The organism is Nocardia brasiliensis, assembly GCF_011801125.1.
Taxonomy (GTDB): Bacteria; Actinomycetota; Actinomycetes; order Mycobacteriales; family Mycobacteriaceae; genus Nocardia; species Nocardia brasiliensis_C.
This window is the reverse complement of record NZ_CP046171.1, coordinates 5,530,475-5,549,002: the sequence shown is the minus strand read 5'-3', so window position 1 is coordinate 5,549,002 and position 18,528 is coordinate 5,530,475. Positions and strand designations below refer to the sequence as shown.

At 69.6% G+C, this 18,528-nt stretch carries 15 protein-coding genes; 8 read left to right on the top strand and 7 right to left on the bottom strand.

What is annotated here, in order from left to right; genetic code table 11:
* Window positions 1-169: 169 nt before the first annotated feature.
* Window positions 170-1,543 (bottom strand): purine-cytosine permease family protein, encoded by a 1,374-nt coding sequence (locus F5X71_RS25095; RefSeq protein WP_167464236.1) that lies wholly within the window; start codon window positions 1,541-1,543, stop codon window positions 170-172.
* A 268-nt stretch (window positions 1,544-1,811) separates the two neighbouring features.
* On the opposite strand from F5X71_RS25095, the gene cobA reads away from it, so the two are divergent.
* Entirely contained in the window at window positions 1,812-3,008 is a 1,197-nt protein-coding gene (gene cobA / locus F5X71_RS25090) for a uroporphyrinogen-III C-methyltransferase (RefSeq protein WP_167466717.1), read from the top strand.
* A 46-nt stretch (window positions 3,009-3,054) separates the two neighbouring features.
* Complete coding sequence (locus tag F5X71_RS25085) at window positions 3,055-4,539, top strand: MFS transporter (RefSeq protein WP_238815458.1); 1,485 nt, start codon at window positions 3,055-3,057, stop codon at window positions 4,537-4,539.
* A 16-nt stretch (window positions 4,540-4,555) separates the two neighbouring features.
* Here the strand turns inward: F5X71_RS25085 and F5X71_RS25080 are convergent, their stop codons facing one another.
* From F5X71_RS25080 to F5X71_RS25070, 3 genes are all read right to left on the bottom strand, one after another.
* Complete coding sequence (locus tag F5X71_RS25080; protein ID WP_167464235.1) at window positions 4,556-4,969, bottom strand: PPOX class F420-dependent oxidoreductase; 414 nt, start codon at window positions 4,967-4,969, stop codon at window positions 4,556-4,558.
* Window positions 4,970-5,056: 87 nt separating this feature from the next.
* Entirely contained in the window at window positions 5,057-6,427 is a 1,371-nt protein-coding gene (locus tag F5X71_RS25075; RefSeq protein WP_238815457.1) for an aspartate aminotransferase family protein, read from the bottom strand.
* A 55-nt stretch (window positions 6,428-6,482) separates the two neighbouring features.
* Window positions 6,483-7,973 carry a CoA-acylating methylmalonate-semialdehyde dehydrogenase gene (locus F5X71_RS25070; protein WP_167464233.1) on the bottom strand — a complete coding sequence of 497 codons (1,491 nt, stop codon included), beginning with the start codon at window positions 7,971-7,973 and terminating at the stop codon, window positions 6,483-6,485.
* 136 nt (window positions 7,974-8,109) lie between these two features.
* On the opposite strand from F5X71_RS25070, the gene F5X71_RS25065 reads away from it, so the two are divergent.
* A complete protein-coding gene (locus tag F5X71_RS25065; protein ID WP_167464232.1) occupies window positions 8,110-9,702 on the top strand; it encodes a PucR family transcriptional regulator in 1,593 nt (530 codons plus the stop codon).
* Between the two features lie 115 nt (window positions 9,703-9,817).
* Window positions 9,818-10,558, top strand: a complete 741-nt coding sequence (locus F5X71_RS25060) for an NADPH-dependent F420 reductase (RefSeq protein ID WP_167464231.1) — start codon at window positions 9,818-9,820, stop codon at window positions 10,556-10,558.
* A 243-nt stretch (window positions 10,559-10,801) separates the two neighbouring features.
* On the opposite strand, the gene yaaA is transcribed toward F5X71_RS25060, so the two are convergent.
* Entirely contained in the window at window positions 10,802-11,545 is a 744-nt protein-coding gene (gene yaaA, locus F5X71_RS25055) for a peroxide stress protein YaaA (RefSeq protein ID WP_167464230.1), read from the bottom strand.
* A 58-nt stretch (window positions 11,546-11,603) separates the two neighbouring features.
* Here yaaA and F5X71_RS25050 point away from each other — a divergent pair, with 58 nt between their 5' ends.
* Window positions 11,604-13,361 carry a proline--tRNA ligase gene (locus F5X71_RS25050; RefSeq protein ID WP_167464229.1) on the top strand — a complete coding sequence of 586 codons (1,758 nt, stop codon included), beginning with the start codon at window positions 11,604-11,606 and terminating at the stop codon, window positions 13,359-13,361.
* A 159-nt stretch (window positions 13,362-13,520) separates the two neighbouring features.
* Entirely contained in the window at window positions 13,521-15,272 is a 1,752-nt protein-coding gene (locus F5X71_RS25045; RefSeq protein ID WP_167464228.1) for an acyl-CoA dehydrogenase family protein, read from the top strand.
* Between the two features lie 195 nt (window positions 15,273-15,467).
* On the opposite strand, the gene F5X71_RS25040 is transcribed toward F5X71_RS25045, so the two are convergent.
* Together F5X71_RS25040 and F5X71_RS25035 are read right to left on the bottom strand one after the other, a co-directional pair.
* Entirely contained in the window at window positions 15,468-15,902 is a 435-nt protein-coding gene (locus F5X71_RS25040; RefSeq protein ID WP_167464227.1) for a ferritin-like domain-containing protein, read from the bottom strand.
* Window positions 15,899-16,504, bottom strand: a complete 606-nt coding sequence (locus F5X71_RS25035; protein ID WP_342803739.1) for a hypothetical protein — start codon at window positions 16,502-16,504, stop codon at window positions 15,899-15,901. The genes F5X71_RS25040 and F5X71_RS25035 overlap by 4 nt, the downstream gene beginning before the upstream one ends.
* Window positions 16,505-16,743: 239 nt before the next feature.
* Between F5X71_RS25035 and rimP the strand changes: the two genes are divergently transcribed.
* Both rimP and nusA read left to right on the top strand, forming a co-directional pair.
* Complete coding sequence (gene rimP, locus F5X71_RS25030) at window positions 16,744-17,418, top strand: ribosome maturation factor RimP (protein WP_167464226.1); 675 nt, start codon at window positions 16,744-16,746, stop codon at window positions 17,416-17,418.
* Window positions 17,415-18,446: a transcription termination factor NusA gene (gene nusA, locus F5X71_RS25025; protein WP_167464225.1), complete on the top strand. Its 1,032-nt coding sequence runs from the start codon at window positions 17,415-17,417 to the stop codon at window positions 18,444-18,446. The genes rimP and nusA overlap by 4 nt, the downstream gene beginning before the upstream one ends.
* Window positions 18,447-18,528: the final 82 nt, after the last annotated feature.

The following is an 18,528-nucleotide window of genomic DNA, read 5'->3' as shown; positions in this document are numbered from 1 at the left end:
TCTGCCTCGAAGGCCCGCGGTTCTGCGTGCCATCTGGCCGCGTTGTCGTCACCGGTCCGACCCGGGTATCGGCTCCTGCTCGTCCCCGCCGGGCGATGAGCTGAACCGCGGCGGCATCCGGCCGGACCTCGCGCCCGCGTTCGGTGCTCCCGCGCTCGAGCGGGAACGGTCAGTGTCGCCGCGACAGTGCCGCGTAGGTCGCGCCGGCGACGAGGAAGCCGACGAAGACGGTGATATCGCCGAGTGCCGGAAACTCGCGTACGAGGTAGCCGGTGAACTTCGCCTGATGGGAGAACAGCAGCACCGACACCGCCAAGCCGGTCAGAAATGCCGCCACCCCGGGATGATTCGAGTACGCGCGGTTGTACAGGACGTTGTCCAGGGACGCGCCCCGGCGCAGGTACTGGTCGACGAACATCACGCCGAGCCACGGGCCGATCCAGTACGCGACGATCAACAGGAACGCCTCGTAGCTCGCCGCCGCGTCCGGCAGCGCCCACCACGCGACGAGGAAGCCGACGGCGCCGAAACCGAGCGAGACGACCGCCCGCTGGGTGCGCATCGGAAGGGTGATGCCGATCGTCACGAAAGCCATTGCCCCGGAATAGACGTTCAGCGCGTTGGCCGCGACGGCGCCGAGGGCGATGGCGAGCAACGCCAGATTCGCCAGTGCCCCGGGCAGATTGGCGGTGAATACGTCGGTGGGGCTGCCCGTCGCGGTGCCGACGATGGTCGCCGAGGCCGCGCCGAGCAACGACAGCCACAGGCACGATACGAACAGCCCGGCCGCCGCGTAGCCGCCGGTGGCGGCACGGGACACGGTGCGCGGCAGATAGCGAGAGTAGTCCGCCGCGTAGGGATTCCAGCCGCCCGCGTAGCCGAACGCGGTGCCGACGGTCAGCAGGAAGCCGCCGATCCCGCCGACCCCGCCCGCCGGTGCGGCCGCGCCGAGATCGGCTTTGCCGAGGATCGCGATCGTCACCACGACGAAGACGATGGCCAATACCGGAAAGACGAGGCGTTCGAAGGCGTGCACCAGGTTGTGCCCGAACGCGCCGAAACCCGTCTGCACCACCACGATCAGCGCCAGCGCCGTGAGCTTCGGCATGCCGGTGAGCGTGCTCAACGCGAACGCGCCGCTGACGCTGTTGGTGGCGAACCAGCCCACCCCGCACATGATCGACATGAACGCGGCGGGCAACGCGTTGCCGCGATAGCCGAAAGCCGCGCGCCCCAGCACCATTTGCGGGACACCATGTGCCGGACCGCGCGCCGAGAGCACATAGTGCGCGGCGGCGGCGAGCCCGATGCCGACGGTGAGGGCCAGCCCCGCCTGCCAGAAGCTCATCCCGAAGGCGGTGACCGAGAGCACGCCGATGAAGATGGTGGCGAATTCCAGATTCGGCGACATCCAGGTCCAGAACAGTCCGCGCGGGCGGCCGTGCCTGGCGGCGTCGGGGATGTATTCGTTGCCGCCCGGTTCCACCGCGATGACGCGGTCGGCGTACTCCGACGCCGGGGGCGGGTCCTCGGTCAAAGCCATGCCTGAACACTCCTCGGCCGCGGGGCGGCAGACAACGGACGGTTCGTACGTACGTCGGTGCCGATCGGCCGACACTTCGCCCACCCGAGGTGCGAGCGACGATCGGCTCGACGCAGTGCCACGACGCGGACCGACCGCCGACCCGGCGAGGCGATTGCCGTCGGTTCACGGGCAGGCCGTAGGCTCGAAAACTGTGCCGAACACGCCAGACCCCACCGATGACCAGGCGGTATCCCAAGCCGCGCCGCACGAGGGCGACCCGAACTATCTGGTCGGACTCGATCTCGACGGCCGCCGCGTCGTCGTGGTCGGCGGCGGCACGGTCGCCCAGCGCAGGCTCGGGCTGCTGATCGCCTCGGGCGCGGACGTGCACGTGGTGAGCCGCGAGGTCACCCCGGCCGTCGAGGGGATGGCCACCTCCGGTCAGCTCACGGTGACGTTGCGCGCCTACGCCGACGGCGATCTGGACGGCGCCTGGTACGCGATCGCCTGCACCGACGAGCCGGAGACCAACGCGGCGGTGCTCGCCGAGGCCACTAGGCGGCGGATCTTCTGTGTGCGCGCCGACAACGCCAGGCTCGGCACCGCGGTCACCCCGGCGACCGCCCGCTACGACGGCATGACCCTCGGTGTGCTGGCCGGCGGCCAGCACCGGCGCTCCGCCGCGGTGCGCAACGCGCTGCTCGAGGCGCTGCAATCCGGTGTGGTGACCGATGATTCGACGCCGATCACCCCGGGCGTGGCACTGGTCGGCGGCGGCCCCGGCGATCCGGATCTGATCACGGTGCGCGGTCGGCGGCTGCTCGGCCGAGCGAACCTGGTGGTCGCGGATCGGCTCGCGCCACCGGAACTGCTGGCCGAGCTCGGACCCGATGTCGAGGTGATCGACGCGGCGAAGATCCCGTACGGCCGGGCGATGGCGCAGGACGCGATCAACGCCGCGCTGATCGACGGCGCCAAGGCGGGCAAGTTCGTGGTGCGGCTCAAGGGCGGCGACCCATACGTGTTCGGCCGCGGATTCGAGGAACTCGAGGCGTGCGTCGCGGCGGGCATTCCGGTGACCGTGGTGCCGGGCATCACGAGTCCGATCTCGGTGCCCGCCGCGGCGGGCATCCCGGTGACCCATCGCGGGGTGACGCACGAATTCGTGGTGGTCAGCGGGCACGTCGCGCCGGATCATCCGGATTCCCTGGTGGATTGGCCCGCGCTGGCCCGGCTGCGCGGCACCCTGGTGCTGATGATGGCGGTGGAGCGGATCGAGCAGTTCGCGAACGCGCTGATCGAGGGCGGCCGTCCCGCGGACAGTCCCGCCACGGTCATTCAGGAGGGCACGCTGCGCACGCAGCGGGTGCTGCGCGCGGACCTCGGCACGGTCGCCGAGCGGGTGCGCGCCGAGGGCATCCGTCCGCCCGCGATCGTCGTGATCGGCCCGACCGCGGCCTTCTCGGTGCCGGTCGCCGACTGATCGGCCGGGGCGGCACGGTGGCCCAGGTCGTCTACAGTGGCTCTCTGTGCTCGAGAATCCCGCTGCGCCGATGCAGTATCCAGTGAAAGAGCGGGCGTTCGGGCTCGCGATTCTCGTTCTCAGCGGGATGCAGCTGATGAGCGTGCTCGACGGCACGGTCATGATCCTGGTGGTCCCGCGGTTGCAGGCGGATTTCGGGATGTCGGCGTCCAGCGCGAACTGGGTGATCACCGCCTACGCGCTCACCTACGCGGGCCTCATGCTGCTCGGCGGGCGGGTCGGCGACGCGTTCGGCCGCAAGAAGATGTTCCTGCTCGGCGTCGGCCTGTTCACCTTCTCCTCGCTGCTGTGCGGGCTGGCGATCAACGGCGGCATGCTGATCGGCATGCGCGCCCTGCAGGGCGTCGGCGCGGCGTTCGCCTCACCGACCGCCTTGGCTCTGGTCGCCACCACGTTCGCGCCGGGTAAGGCGCGCAATCAAGCGATCGCGATCTTCGGCGCCATGGTCGGGGTCGGTTCGGTCGGTGGTCTGGTGGTCGGCGGTGCGCTCGCCGATGTCTGGTGGCGCGGCATCTTCCTGATCAATGTGCCGATTGGCCTGCTGGTCTTCGTGGGTGCGCTGCGCTGTCTGCGCGACACCGAACACCACCGTCTGTCCCTCGACGTGCGCGGGGCCGTGCTGGCCACGATCGGCGTCGCCACGCTGGTGTTCGGCGGCATGGAGGGCCCCGCGCTGGGCTGGGGTCATCCGGCGATCATCGGCTCGCTGGTGGCGGGCGGCGTTCTGCTGGTCACCTTCGTCGTCACCGAGCGCAACGTGGACAATCCGCTCTTACCGTGGTCGTTGTTCAGCAGCCAGGACCGGGTCGCGACCTTCCTCGCGGTGCTGCTGGCCAGCGGCGTGATGGGCGGCATCTCCGTCTTCGGCGCGCAGTACGTGCAGAACGTACTGGGCTACAGCGCTTTACAGGCCGGATTGATCTTCATCCCGTTCACCATCGGCATGGGCGCCGGCGGTGCGGTGACCTCCAAGCTGGTCATGCGGGTGGCCCCGCGGGTCCTGATCGGCGCGGGCGGCGGCCTGGCGGCGCTGGCCCTGCTGTTCGGCTCGACCCTGGACCGCACCGCCGATCTGCCCACGCTGCTGGTGCTGTTCCTGGTGATCGGCACCGGCGTGGGCATCGTGCTGGTCATCGTGCCCCTGTGCCTGATCGTGGGCGTCGAGCCCACCGAGATCGGCCCGCTGAGCGCGGTCGGACAGATGCTGCTGGCGTTCGGGCCCGCCCTGGCGCTCGGCTTTCTCGGCCCGGTCGTGGTCTCGCGCAGCCTCGCGCTGGGTGGCAGCAACACCGTCAAACCCAGCGCCATGAACACGGTGCAGCTCGACGCGCTGAGCAGCGGTTACACCCTCGCGCTCTTCCTGTGCGGCGTCGGTGTGCTGCTGACGCTGCTGATCGCGCTCGCCATCCGCTACACGGCGACGCAGGTCGCCCAGGCCCAGCACGCGCAGGAAGAAGCCCAGCAGTCCTAGTGCCCGGGCGTCGCGCTCAGAGGCGGCCGACCACCTTGCGCGGGGTCACGCGCACGATGACCCGCGGACCGTCATGCACCGAGGCGGGGTTGAAATCCAGGTACTTCTGCCCGGTGTACTTGGCGGACAACGTGTCCGGCAGCGTCTTGTCCGGGTCCGGGGTGAGCGTCGCGGTGCCGCGGATCTCCGCGTAGACGTAGGGACGCTCCGGCGGATTGATCATGATGGTGACGCGCGGGTCGCGGGCCAGGTTCTTGCCCTGCTGGCGATCGGTGGTGGTGGAGAACAACAGGTCGTCGCCGTCGCGCTCGAGCCAGATGACGGTGAGGTGCGGTTGGCCGTTCGGCCCGATCGTGGCCGCGGTGGCGAACACCTTCGACTCGTCAAGATGCTTCTTCAGTTCCGTGGAAAGCACGCCCGTTTCGCTCATGCCTGTTTGAAACACGGCGCGTCCGCGAGACATTCCGTGCCGCGCCCCACCGTGCGGGTGGGGCGCGGCACGGACCGCGTGCTCAGCTCAGCTCTGCGCGTGCCGGTCGGCGACGGTCAGCGCGTTGTCGAGGATGGCCAGCCCCTCCTTGGCCTCGGCCTCGCTGACGATGCACGGCGGGACCACGTGCAGGCGGTTGAAGTTCACGAACATCAGCAGCCCGGCCGCGCGGCAGGCGGCGACCACCTCGGTCATCGCCGCGCTGGTCCCGCCGTAGGGGGCCAGCGGTTCCCGGGTCGTCCGGTCCCGGACCAGTTCGAGCGCCCAGAACACCCCGGCGCCGCGCACGTCGCCGATGCTGGGATGCCGTTCGGCGAGCTCGCGCAGGCCGGGACCGAGCACCCGCGCACCGATGTCGGCGGCGTGCTCGACGATGCCCTCCTCGGCCATCGCGGTGATGGTCGCGACGGCGGCCGCGGTCGCCAGCGGATGGCCCGAGTAGGTCAGCCCGCCGGGGTAGGGGCGCTCGTCGAAGGACGCGGCGATCGCCGGGCTGATCGCGACACCGCCCAGCGGCACGTATCCGGAATTGACGCCCTTGGCGAAGGTCAGCAGGTCGGGCACCACGCCGTCGAAATGCTCTATCGCGAACCACTTCCCGGTCCGGCCGAAGCCCGACATCACCTCGTCGGCGATGAAGACGATGCCGTACCGGTCGCACAGCTCGCGCACCCCGGCCAGGTACCCGGGCGGCGGGATCATGATTCCCGCTGTGCCCGGGATGGATTCGAGCACGATCGCCGCGATGGTGCTCGGGCCCTCGAACACTATGGTCTGTTCCAGATGCGCCAAAGCCCGTGCGGTTTCCTCGGTTTCATCGCTCGAATGGAACTGCGTGCGATAGAGGAACGGACCGAAGAAGTGCACGACCCCGCTGTTGCCGTGATCGTTGGGCCAGCGCCGCGGATCGCCGGTCAGGTTGATCGCGGTCTCCGTGCCGCCGTGATACGAGCGGTAGCGGGTGAGCACCTTGTAGCGGCCGGTGTGCAGCCGGGCCATCCGCACCGCGTGCTCGACCGCCTCGGCGCCGCCGTTGGTGAAGAAGACCTTGTTCAGCTCACCGGGCGTGCGCTCGGCGATCAACCGGGCCGCCTCCGAGCGCGCGTCGTTGACGTGCTGCGGAGCGACGGTGCACAGCTTGGCCGCCTGCTGCTGCACCGCCGCGACGACCTTCGGATGCTGGTGTCCGATATTGGTGTTCACCAGCTGGGAGGAGAAGTCGAGCAGCCGATTGCCCGCGCCGTCCCAGACATAACAGCCCTGGGTGGCGCTGATGGTCATCGGATCCAGGTGCGCCTGGGCGGACCAGGAGTGGAAGACGTGGCGACGATCGAGCTCGTAGGCCCGCGCCGCCGCCGCACGGGCGGCCGCTGTGGTCAATCCGTTCGGGAGGGTCATCGTCGAGTTCTCCTGCGTCACTTGTGCGTACGGCTACCTGCTGCCCGGCTCCGGACTACTTGTTCTCGGGGAAACCGAGGTTGAGCCCGCCGTGGCTCGGATCCAGCCAGCGGGTGGTGACCGCCTTGGCCCTGGTGAAGAAGTGCACGCCCTCGGTGCCGTGCGCGTGCGAGTCACCGAACAGCGAGTTCTTCCAGCCGCCGAAGCTGTAGTAGGACATGGGCACCGGGATCGGCACGTTGATGCCGACCATGCCCACCTCGACCTCGTTGTGGAAGCGCCGGGCCGCGCCGCCGTCGTTGGTGAAGATGGCCGTGCCGTTGCCGTACGGGTTGGCGTTGATCAGGGCGAGCGCGTCGTCGTAGCTGTCCACCCGCACCACCGACAGGACCGGGCCGAAGATCTCGTCGGTGTAGACGCTCATCTCGGTGCCGACGTGGTCGAGAATCGTCGGGCCGAGCCAGAATCCGTCCGCTTCGCCGTCGGCCGCGATGCCGCGACCGTCGAGTACGACTCGGGCGCCCGCGGATTCGCCCGCCGCGATGTAGTCGGCGACGCGATCGCGGTGTGCCTTGGTGACCAGCGGGCCCATATCGGTCTCGCGGGTGCCGTCGCCGGTCTTGATGGTGGTGGCGCGCTCGGTGATCTTCGCGACCAGCGCATCGGCGGTGCCGCCCACCGCGACGACCACGCTGATCGCCATGCAACGCTCACCGGCGGAACCGAATCCGGCGTTCACTGCCGCGTCGGCCGCCAGGTCGAGGTCGGCGTCGGGCAGCACCACCATGTGGTTCTTCGCCCCGCCGAGCGCCTGCACCCGCTTGCCCGCCGCGGTGCCACGCTGATACACGTACTGCGCGATCGGGGTCGAGCCGACGAACGAGACGGCCTTGATCTTCGGGTGGTCGAGCAGCTCGTCCACCGCGACCTTGTCGCCCTGCACGACGTTGAAAACGCCTGCGGGCAAACCGGCTTCGGCCCACAGCTCGGCCATCCACAGCGAGGACGACGGATCCTTCTCGCTCGGCTTGAGCACCACGGTGTTGCCCGCGGCGATGGCCAGCGGGAAGAACCACATCGGCACCATCGCCGGGAAATTGAACGGCGAGATCACCGCGACCGGGCCGAGCGGCTGGCGGATGGAGAAGATGTCCACCTTCGTCGAGGCGTTCTCGGTGTAGCCGCCCTTCAGCAGATGCGGGACGCCACAGGCGAATTCGACGACCTCGAGGCCGCGGCTCACCTCGCCCATGGCGTCGGCGAGCACCTTGCCGTGCTCGGCGGTGATCAGCTGCGCCAGTTCGGCTTTGCGGCTGTTGAGCAGCTCACGGAAGCGGAACAGGATCTGGGTGCGGCGCGCCAGCGAGGTGTCGCGCCAGGCTGGGAACGCGTCGGCGGCCGAGTCGATCGCCGCGCGGGTGTCGGCCACGTTCGCCAGCGCCACCTGTCCGGTCACCACGCCCGTCGCCGGATTGGTCACCGCCGCCGTCGCCTCGCTGGTGCCAGCGAAGGCCTTGCCGTCGAGCCAGTGCGCGATTGTCTGCATATTTCCTCGTTTCGATCCGTGAGCGTCGCGGTGCGGCGGCGGATGGACGCCTCCCTGCTACTACTCTCCGGCATCAACCCTGCGATATCGCCCGACGATCTGTACGCGATTCGGTCCTTCATATTACGATTCGTCGGTGCTTCCCTCCGTGTCCGATGTGCTGGCCATGCCGGTGGTGCGGGCCGGGGAGCCCGAGGTCGTCGGCGGCGGCTCGCTGGAACGACCGGTGCGCTGGGTGCATGTCAGCGAGGTCGCGGAGGTGGCGCAGCTGCTGGCGGGCGGGGAGCTGATCCTGACCACCGGGCAGCCGATGAGTCACGGCGACGCCGCGACCGCCGACTACCTGAGCGCGCTCGCCGCCGCGGGGGTATCCGGGCTGGTGGTCGAGCTCGGCGCGTACGTGCCGCGATTGCCGCCGACCGTCGCGCGCACCGCCGACGAACTCGGGTTGCCGGTGATCGCGCTGCACCGGGTGACCCGATTCGTGGAGATCACCGAGGCGGTGCACCGGGTCATCGTGGCCGATCAGTATGCCGAGGTGGAGTTCGCGCGCAGCGTGCACGAGACCTTCACCGATCTCAGCGTGCGCCGCGCCTCCCTCGCCGAGATCGTGAAAACGGCTGCGGACCTGCTGGATTCGTCGGTGGTGCTGGAGGATCTCGCGCACCGGGTGCTCGCGTTCACCGCCAAGCACGCGAGCACATCGACGCTGCTCGAGGACTGGGAGCACACCTCGCGGCTGCTGCCCGACGGCGGTAACGCGGTGGCCGTCGGCCCGCACACCCAGCGCTGGGGGCGGTTGATCCTGCGCGACGGCGCGGTGCCGACCGCGCGCGCCACGATGGTGCTGGAACGGGCGGCCCAGACGCTCACCCTGCACCGGATGATCGAGAAGGACCGCTTCGGCCTGCACCGTCAGGCCCAGACCGGCCTCATCGACGACATGGTCAACGGCCGGGTGGTGGACGAGCGCGACGCGGTGGCCAGGGCGGCCGCGCTCGGTCTGGCCCGCCGCGCCGCCTACGTGCCGCTGGCCATCGATGTCGCCGCCGTCGCCGAGACCGATCCGGTCGCCCGTCAGCGCCGCGCCGCGGGCATTCTCGACGCCGTGACGCACGGGCTGGGCCTGGCCAAGGTGACCGCGCTCGCCGCCGCCGACCAGGGCGACCGGGTCGGGATGATCCTGGCCCTGCCGCGCACCGGCGCGCTCGACGATCACCTGAGCGCGGCCTGCGCGACGATCGCGGGGGAAGTGCGCCGGGTCGACGGGGTCGAACGGGTCGTGATCGGCGTTGGCGCCGAAGCGGATTCGCTGCTCGACACCGCCCACGAGCTGCCGCACGCGGCGCACGTCGCGCAGGTGGCGCTCTCGCTCGAGACGGCGGCGCCGCGGCCGTTCTATCGCAGCGGTGACGTGCGCCTGCGCGGGCTGCTCTCGCTGATCCGCAACGAACCCGGGGTGCAGCGGTTCGCCGAAACCGAGCTGAGTGCGTTGCTGCGCTACGACATTCGCCACGGCGCGCAGCTGACCCGCACGCTGCGCCAGTTCCTCGAGCTGGCGGGCAACAAGACCGAACTCGCGCGCCGGCTCAACATCAGCAGACCCGCGCTGTACGAGCGGCTGGCCCGGATCGAACGCATCCTCGCCGTCGATCTGGCGGATGGGGAATCGCGCACGTCGTTGCACGCGGCGCTGCTGATCCGGGATCTGACGGCGCACGCGCGCTGAGCAGGCTCGGGCGCTTGGCGGGCGCGATCAACCGTGTCCATGGCGTGGCTCACACCCGCCTCGATCAGCGGCTCGCGCCGGGAACATCGCAGGTCCGCGCGTGGTTGTACGCCGTATGACCACTCTAGGATTGATCGGCAGCGGAAATATCGGCGCCACCCTGGCGCGCTTGGCCATCGCCGCAGGACTCGACGTGGTGCTCAGCAACTCGCGTGGCCCCGAGACCCTGACCGATCTTGTCGCGGAGCTCGGCCCACGGGCCCGAGCGGCGACCGCCGACGCGGCGGCCGCGGCGGGGGACATCGTGGTGGTGACCGTGCCACTGCGCAACTACCAGCAGGTGCCGGTCGCGCCCTTGGCGGGCAAGGTCGTCATCGACACCAACAACTACTACCCGGACCGCGACGGGACCTTCCCCGAGCTCGCGGACGGCAGCGTGACCAGCAGCGAACTGCTGCAGAAACACCTTCCGACCTCGAAAGTGGTCAAGGCGTTCAACAACATCTATTTCGTGCATCTGGCGGCACTCGCCCGCCCCGCGGGCACCGTCGATCGCAGCGCGCTGCCCATCGCGGGCAACGACACCGGCGCGAAAGCCGCTGCGGCACAACTGATCGACGCGCTCGGCTACGACACCGTCGATGTCGGTCCGCTGAGCGAGAGCTGGCGCTTCCAACCCGACACGCCTGCCTATGCCGAGGCCTACGCGGGGAAGCCGCCGTTCTGGGAGAACGGCCCTGAGCCCGCCGACGGCACGAAGATTCGCACACTGCTCGCCGCCGCACGCCGCCGCACGCCGCTGACAGCGCGGAAGCCGGGAGCTTGGCCCGCCCCCGGGTTCCCTGGTGCCGCCTAATTCGCCCACCCCGGTGCGGGGTAGGGATGGGGCTGAGATTCACGGCGTGTCGTGCCTTTGGACCTCTTCCCCATGGCGGGGAAGGCCGGAGTCGAACCGGCGTCTCGTCGCGTGCGTGTCCCTTCCTCGTACCGTCGGTGTTCGGCGGCGAATACTCATGCTGGAGCGAGAGTCTGAGATCGACACGGTTGCCTCTGCCTGGATCTGGATCGGGAGTTGGCTGCGGTGATCGCCGATTCGGGGTCAGGTGAGGATCAGTAGTTCTGTGGGGGAGGCTATTTCGGTTTTGAGGCCGGCTTTGGTGGCCACCTTGGCGAGGGCGCGGATGTCGGTGGGCTCGGCGCGGGTGCCGACGAGGGCGCGGGCGAGCAGGCCTTTGTGGTGTTTGTTGAAGTGGCTCACCACCGTGCGGGAGCCGTCGGGATGTTCGGTGAGCACGTTGGCGGTGACCGCGCCGGGGACGCGTCCGAGTTGCTGGTAGGTACCCGAGCGCAGGTCGACCACCAGATCGCCCGCGGCTTCGGCGAGCAGCGCCTCGGTCAGCGAATCGCGCCAGATGGCCGAAAGCGTGGGCAGGCCGGGCAGTTTGGCGCCACCGGAGAGCCGGTAGGCCGGGATCGGGTCGCTCGCGCGCACCGCGCCGAACAACGCGGACCCGATGCCGAGACGCGCATAAGCCTTGGCGCGCTGCGCCTTGGTGAACGAGCGGGCGTCGAGCGCGTCGTAGAGCACGCCGGTGTAGCGCTCGAGCGCGGGCCGGGTGGGGGCGGTGCGCAGGGCGGCGTTGCGGGCGATCTCGGCGTCGGCCCCCTTGCCGAGGCCGAGCACCGCGCGGCTGGCGTCCGGGTCGGTGGCGAGCTTGGTGAGCTCGTCGATCAACTGGTCGCGCACCGCGTTGAGCTGCGGCATCGACAGTGCGTCCAGGGCAAGCGGCGCGTCGGCACCGCCGTCGGACTTGGTTTCGGAGGGAGGCAGCAGCACCAGCACGAACGAATACGGTAATGCGTTGCGAGCATCGCGCGAGCAGCGACTACCCTGTGCATCCGTGATCACCCGCCTCTCCCGCTTATTCCTGCGTACCCTGCGTGACGATCCCGCCGACGCCGAGGTGCCCAGCCACAAACTTCTCGTTCGCGCCGGTTACGTGCGGCGCATCGCGCCGGGCGTGTACTCGTGGTTGCCGCTGGGGCTGCGGGTGCTGCGCAAGGTCGAGGACGTGGTGCGCCAGGAGATGGACGCGATCGGCGCGCAGGAGATCTCGCTGCCAGCGCTGCTGCCGCGCGACCCGTACGAGACCACCAACCGGTGGACCGAATACGGCGACGGCCTGTTCCGGCTCAAGGACCGCAAGGGCGCGGACTACCTGCTCGGCCCGACGCACGAGGAACTGTTCGCGCTCACCGTGAAGGGCGAATACAACTCGTACAAGGACCTGCCGGTCACCCTGTACCAGATCCAGACCAAATACCGCGACGAGGAGCGTCCGCGCGCCGGCATCCTGCGTGGCCGCGAGTTCATCATGAAGGACTCGTACTCGTTCGACCTGGACGAGGACGGTCTGAAGGCCAGCTACGCCGCGCACCGCGAGGCCTATCAGCGGATCTTCGATCGGTTGAGCGTGAAGTATGTCATCGTGGCCGCCACCTCCGGCGCGATGGGCGGCAGTGCGTCGGAGGAGTTCTTGGCCGACAGCCCGGTCGGTGAGGACACCTACGTGCGCTGTGTCGAGTCGGGTTACGCGGCCAACGTGGAGGCCGTGGTCACCCCCGCGCCCGCGCCGCTGCCGATCGAGGGCCTGGCCGAGGCGGTCGTGCACGACACCCCGGACGCGCCGACGATCGCGACGCTGGTCGACTGGGCCAACGGCGCGGGCATCGCCGAACAATTCGGCCGCCCTGTCACCGCGGCGGACACGCTCAAGAACGTGATGGTGAAGCTGCGCCACCCCGACGGCAAGTCCGAGATCGTCGGCATCGGCGTGCCGGGCGATCGCGAGGTCGACGACAAGCGGCTCGGCGCCTCGGTGGAGCCGGCCGAGGTCGAATTGCTCACCGAGGCCGATTTCGCGGCCAACCCGTTCCTGGTGAAGGGCTACATCGGCCCGAAGGCATTGCAGGCCAACGGTGTTCGCTACCTCGTCGATCCCAGGGTCGGCACCGGCACCGTGTGGATCACCGGCGCGGACGCGCCGGGCAAGCACGTGGTCGGCTTGGTGGCGGGCCGCGACTTCATCCCGGACGGCACCATCGAGGCCGCCGAGGTTCGCGACGGTGATCCCTCGCCGGACGGTCGTGGCGTGTTGGTGGCCTCGCGCGGCATCGAGATCGGGCACATCTTCCAGCTCGGCCAGAAATACACCAACGCCTTCGATGTCGACGTGCTCGGCGAGAACGGCAAGCCGGTCCGGCTCACCATGGGCTCCTACGGCGTCGGTGTCTCGCGCATGGTCGCGGTGATCGCCGAGCAGCAGCACGACGAGAAGGGCCTGCGCTGGCCCGCCGAGATCGCGCCGTACGACGTGCACGTGGTCATCGCGAACAAGGACGAGGCGGCCCGCGCGGGCGCCGAGCAGGTCGTCGCCGGGTTGCACGCCAAGGGCTTGGACGTGCTCTTCGACGACCGCACGGCCTCGCCCGGCGTCAAGTTCAAGGACGCCGAATTGCTCGGCATGCCTTTGGTTCTCGTCATCGGCCGGGGCTGGGCCGAGGGCAAGGTGGAGCTGCGCGACCGCTTCACCGGCGAGGCGAGCGAACTCCCGGCGGATGCCGCGGTCGAGGCGGTGGTCGCCAGGGTGCGCGGCTGATTCCGGCGTTCGCGACGGCCCCGATGGATCGCCATCGGGGCCGTCGCGCGTCTGCGGCCGGGCGCCTCGGCGCGACCTACGCGACCGTAGCCTGGATTTGCAGTGTGACGTGGGGTGGAGTGGCTTCGGACTGCTGTTACCCGCTGGTAAGTTAACGGCATGACGAGCACCGATCCGCTGTTGTTCAACCCCGCGACCTACGACCCGCAGCACTTCGACGCCGAGACCCGGCGCCTGCTGCGCGCCACCATCGAGTGGTTCGAGTCGCGGGGCAAGCGGCAGCTGCTGGCCGACGACGCGGACGCGGTCTGGACCGCCGAGTTCCTCGAGTTCGTCGCGAAGGAGAAGCTGTTCGCGACCTTCCTGACCCCCGCGGCGTTCGCCGACGGCGACGAGAACCGGCGCTGGGACGCCGCGCGCAATGCGGCGCTGTCGGAGATCTTCGGCTTCTACGGACTTGCCTACTGGTACGCCGAGCAGGTGACCATCCTTGGCCTCGGCCCGATCTGGCAGAGCGAGAACAAGGAAGCCAAGCAGCGCGCGGCCGCCGACCTGGCCGCGGGACAGGTGATGGCGTTCGGACTGTCCGAGCGTGAGCACGGCGCCGACATCTACAACACCGACCTGGTGCTGACCCCGAGCGAGCCGGGCAGCGCGGACGAACAGGCGGGCATCCTGTTCCGCGCCAACGGCGAGAAGTACTACATCGGCAACGGCAATGTGGCGAGCATGGTTTCGGTGTTCTCCCGCCGCGCCGATGTCGAGGGCGCCGACGGCTACGTCTGGTTCGCCGCGGACAGCAGGCACGAGAACTACCACCTGCTCGGCAATGTCGTGCACCAGCAGATGTACGTCAGCACCTTCCGGCTGGAGAACTACCCGGTGCGGGCCGAGGACATCCTGCACACCGGTCCCGAGGCCTTCTCCGCCGCGCTGAACACCGTCAACGTGGGCAAGTTCAACCTGTGCCACGGCGGCATCGGCATGGTCGAGCACTCGTTCTACGAGGCGATCACGCACGCGAACAACCGCATCCTCTACGGCAACCCGGTCACCGACTTCCCGCACGTGCGCAGCAATTTCGTCGACGCCTACGCCAGGATCGTCGCGATGAAGCAGTTCAGCGATCGCGCCGTCGACTACTTCCGCAGCGCGAGCCTCGAGGATCGCCGCTACCTGCTGTTCAACCCGATGACGAAGTCGAAGGTGACCTCGGAGGGCGAGACGGTGATGACCTTGCTGCTGGATGTGCTGGCGGCCAAGGGATTCGAGAAGAACACCTACTTCGCCGAGGTGGCGCGCCTGATCAACACGCTGCCCCGGCTCGAGGGCACGGTGCACGTCAACGTGGGGCAGATCCTGAAGTTCATGCCGAACTACCTGTTCAACCCCAAGGAATACCCGGCGATCGGCACCCGCCTCGACGCGGCCGACGACGAGTTCTTCTGGCAGCAGGGCCCCGCCCGGGGCGCGGGCAAGGTGCAGTTCGCCGATTGGACCCCGGTGTACGAGCAGCACTCGGATATCCCGAACGTCGGTCGCTTCTATGAGCAGGCGCAGGCGCTGCGCACGCTGCTGAGCACCGCGGCCCCCGATGCGGACCAGCAGAAGGATCTCGACTTCATGCTGACCATCGGTCACCTGTTCTCGCTGGTGGTGTACGGCCAGCTGATCCTGGAGCAGGCGGCGATCACCGGCCTCGATCGGGATCTGATCGACCAGATCTTCGACTTCCAGGTCCGTGACTTCAACACCTACGCGACCACGCTCTACGGCAAGCCGTCGGCCAGCCCCGACCAGCAGGCATGGGCGGCCTCGGCGCTGCGTCCGCCGGTGGCCGATCGGGCGCGCTTCGACCGGGTGTGGGCCGAGGTGGCCTCCTATGACGGCGCCTACGAGATGCGTCCGTAGCCACGGAGACCGAAAAGGCCGACCCCGCAAGCCTTGTGGGGTCGGCCCTTTCGTGCGAGCTCACCCGTACCTCACGGTCGGACGAACCGCGCACCCATTACGAGTGCCGGGTACCCGGCGCGCCGGTCGTGAAACGCCGCGCGCCGGATTTTCGAAGTGACTTGGCGCACAGTATATTTCGGCTCGGCCCCGGGTTCAGACCTTGCCTGGGAACGGGGTCGTCGGCGGATCGGCGCCCAGGATGGCCTGCCATGTGGCAAGGCGCACGGCGCATTCGGTGAGCGCGTCGATGCCCATCCGGCGCAGCGACTCGGACGTGCCGTGCTCGACGACGGCCCGCCACGCCACCGCGGTGTCGGACTCGACGGTCGCGGCCAGGCGCGCGGCGGGAATCGGGTCGTTCACCGGGAACGGCATCGTGTAGGCGGCATCCGGCGGCGGGGCGCTCACGCCGGCCGCGGTGAGCGCGTCGACGGTGGCGTCGCGGCGGGCGCGATGGCTCGCGGTGTGCTCGCCGACGAGGCGATAGCGTTCCCGCGAGGCGTACGCGGCGACCACGCCGTAGGCGTAGACGGCGCCGTATTCGGCGCGCAACGCGTCCAGCAGCGCCTGACGTTCGGCGTCGGTCATGCGAGCAGTACTCCAGCCTCGGCGGCACAGGCCGCGCTGATCGAGGCGAGCAGCCCGGCCCGGTAGCCGGACTGGCTGCTCGCGAGGGCGGCGGCGGACTGTCTGGACTCGGTCAGTTGCGCGCGCAGGGTGTCCAGGCTCGGCGCCGCGACGGGCGGCACCGCCGTACCGGAGGCCACCGCGGCCGAGCCTGCCGCCGGGCCGGGCGCGCTCGCCCTGGTGCGGTGCGCCGGCGTGGTGCCGTCGCCGTAGACGCCGATCACCCGGGCGATCTCGGCGCGCAAAGCGTCTGCGTGCGCGGTCCTTTCGGTCGCGATCGCGGTGAGCGCGGCGTGCTTGTGCGGCGCGAGCGCGATCGCGGCGGTGGCCGCCGCGGCGTCCGTGCGCGCCTTGACCTCTTGGGCGGCAAGGGGATCCGGCTCGTGCACGGTGTCTTCGGTCGCGCAGCCGACGGCCGCGCCGAGCGCGAGCACGCCGACCGCGCCGCCACCGGCGAGCCGTAATGCGGTGCGGCGGTCCATCGGGAACCGGGAATCGTGCCGGTCGGGCGGGCAGCCGGAAGAGCGTGCGGCGCTCGGCTGCACGGAAGGGCGGATGGGCACGGCACCATCGTGCCAGATTCACCGGGGTGCCTCGGACCAGGCGTCGCCCATCCTCGGAGTTCGACGCGACGGCCCTCGCCTGGGTACGCTTCGCTGCCGCCGCCGAGCCGTCGACCAGCACGAGTGGCGCGCGTACCGCCTGCCCGATGGTCCTTTACACTCTCTGAGCGCGTTACGCTAGACCTTCGGTTGAAGTAATTTCCCCACCGCCGTCACAACTGAACCAGGAGCCGCCCCAGATGCCGATGCCGACCGAGGAAAGGCTGAGCCAGCTCATCGCTGGACTCGTCGAACGCCGAGGATTCGACCTCGAACGGGTCGAGATCTCGACCGCGGGCAAGCATGCGGACGCGCAGGCTCGGGTGCAGGTGACCGTCGACAGCGAGGGTCCGTCCGATCTCGACGCGATCGCGGTGCTCAGCGCCGCGGTCTCGGAGTTGCTGGACGAGGCAGGCGATTTCGGGGAGACGCCGTATCTGCTCGAGGTCACCACCCCGGGGATCGATCGTCCGCTCACCGAGGATCGGCACTGGCGCCGGGCCCGCGGTCGCAAGGTGCTCGTGCACCTACGCGAGGGCGCCCCCATGCCCGACGCGGGAGGCGCCCGGAAATTCGAGGCCAGGGTGGGTGCGCTCGACGGCGACACCGTCGCGCTGGTGCTCGGGGGCAGGCACAAGCCGCATCGGGTGCACGTGCCACTGGCCGACATCGCCGAAGCGGTGGTGCAGGTCGAGTTCGGCAAGCCGGGGCCGCGGGAAATGGAACTCGCCGGCGGCGTGGCGCCAGGGCGCCCGGTGCCCGGCCAGGAAGATGATGTGCCGGCGGTCGACGCCGCGGATGTATCAGGAACAACGAATGCACTACCCGGATCAGTAACAGCGTCCGATTCGCCGACCGAAGGGATCGTGGAATGAACATCGAAATCGAAGCCCTGCGCGCGATCGTCGCCGACAAGGGGATCTCGATCGAGACCGTGATCTCCGCGATCGAGTCGGCGCTGCTCACCGCGTACCGCCACACCGAGGGCCACCAGCCCAACGCGCGCATCGACATCAACCAGAAGACCGGCACGGTCCGGGTGATGGCGCGCGAGCTCGACGCCGACGGCAACGTGATCTCCGAATGGGACGACACCCCTGAGGGTTTCGGCCGGATCGCGGCGACCACGGCGCGCCAGGTGGTGCTGCAGCGGCTGCGCGACGCCGAGAACGAGAAGTCCTTCGGCGAGTTCTCCACCCACGAGGGCGACATCGTCGGCGGTGTGGTGCAGCGCGACGCGCGCGCCAACGCCCGCGGCACCATCGTGGTGCGCATCGGCAGCGAACTGCACGGCGCGGAGGGGCTGATCCCGCCCGCCGAACAGGTACCGGGCGAGACCTACGAGCACGGCGACCGGATCAAGTGTTACGTCGTCGGTGTCTCGCGTGGCCCGCGCGGCCCGCAGATCACGCTCTCGCGCACGCACCCGAACCTGGTGCGCCGGCTGTTCGCGCTCGAGGTGCCCGAGATCGCGGACGGCTCGGTCGAGATCGTCGCGGTGGCCAGGGAGGCCGGGCACCGCTCGAAGATCGCGGTGCGCAGCACGGTGTCCGGGGTCAACGCCAAGGGCGCGTGCATCGGCCCGATGGGGCAGCGGGTGCGCAACGTGATGAGCGAGCTGGCCGGGGAGAAGATCGACATCATCGACTTCGCCGAGGATTCGGCGACCTTCGTCGGCAATGCGCTCTCGCCGTCGAAAGTGGTGTCGGTCACCATTGTCGACGCCGAGGCCAGGGCCGCGCGCGTCGTGGTGCCGGACTTCCAGTTGTCGCTGGCCATCGGCAAGGAGGGCCAGAACGCTCGCCTGGCCGCCCGGCTGACCGGGTGGCGGATCGATATCCGCAGCGACGCGGCCCCTGACATGGGCGGCGGCACGGTGCGGACGGAGGCGCACCGCAGTTGACCGGAACCGACGCGACGCACCGCGCGTTGGATGCCGCGGTGCGAGCGACGTGCCCGGAGGAGGTAGCGGAGCGTAACCACGC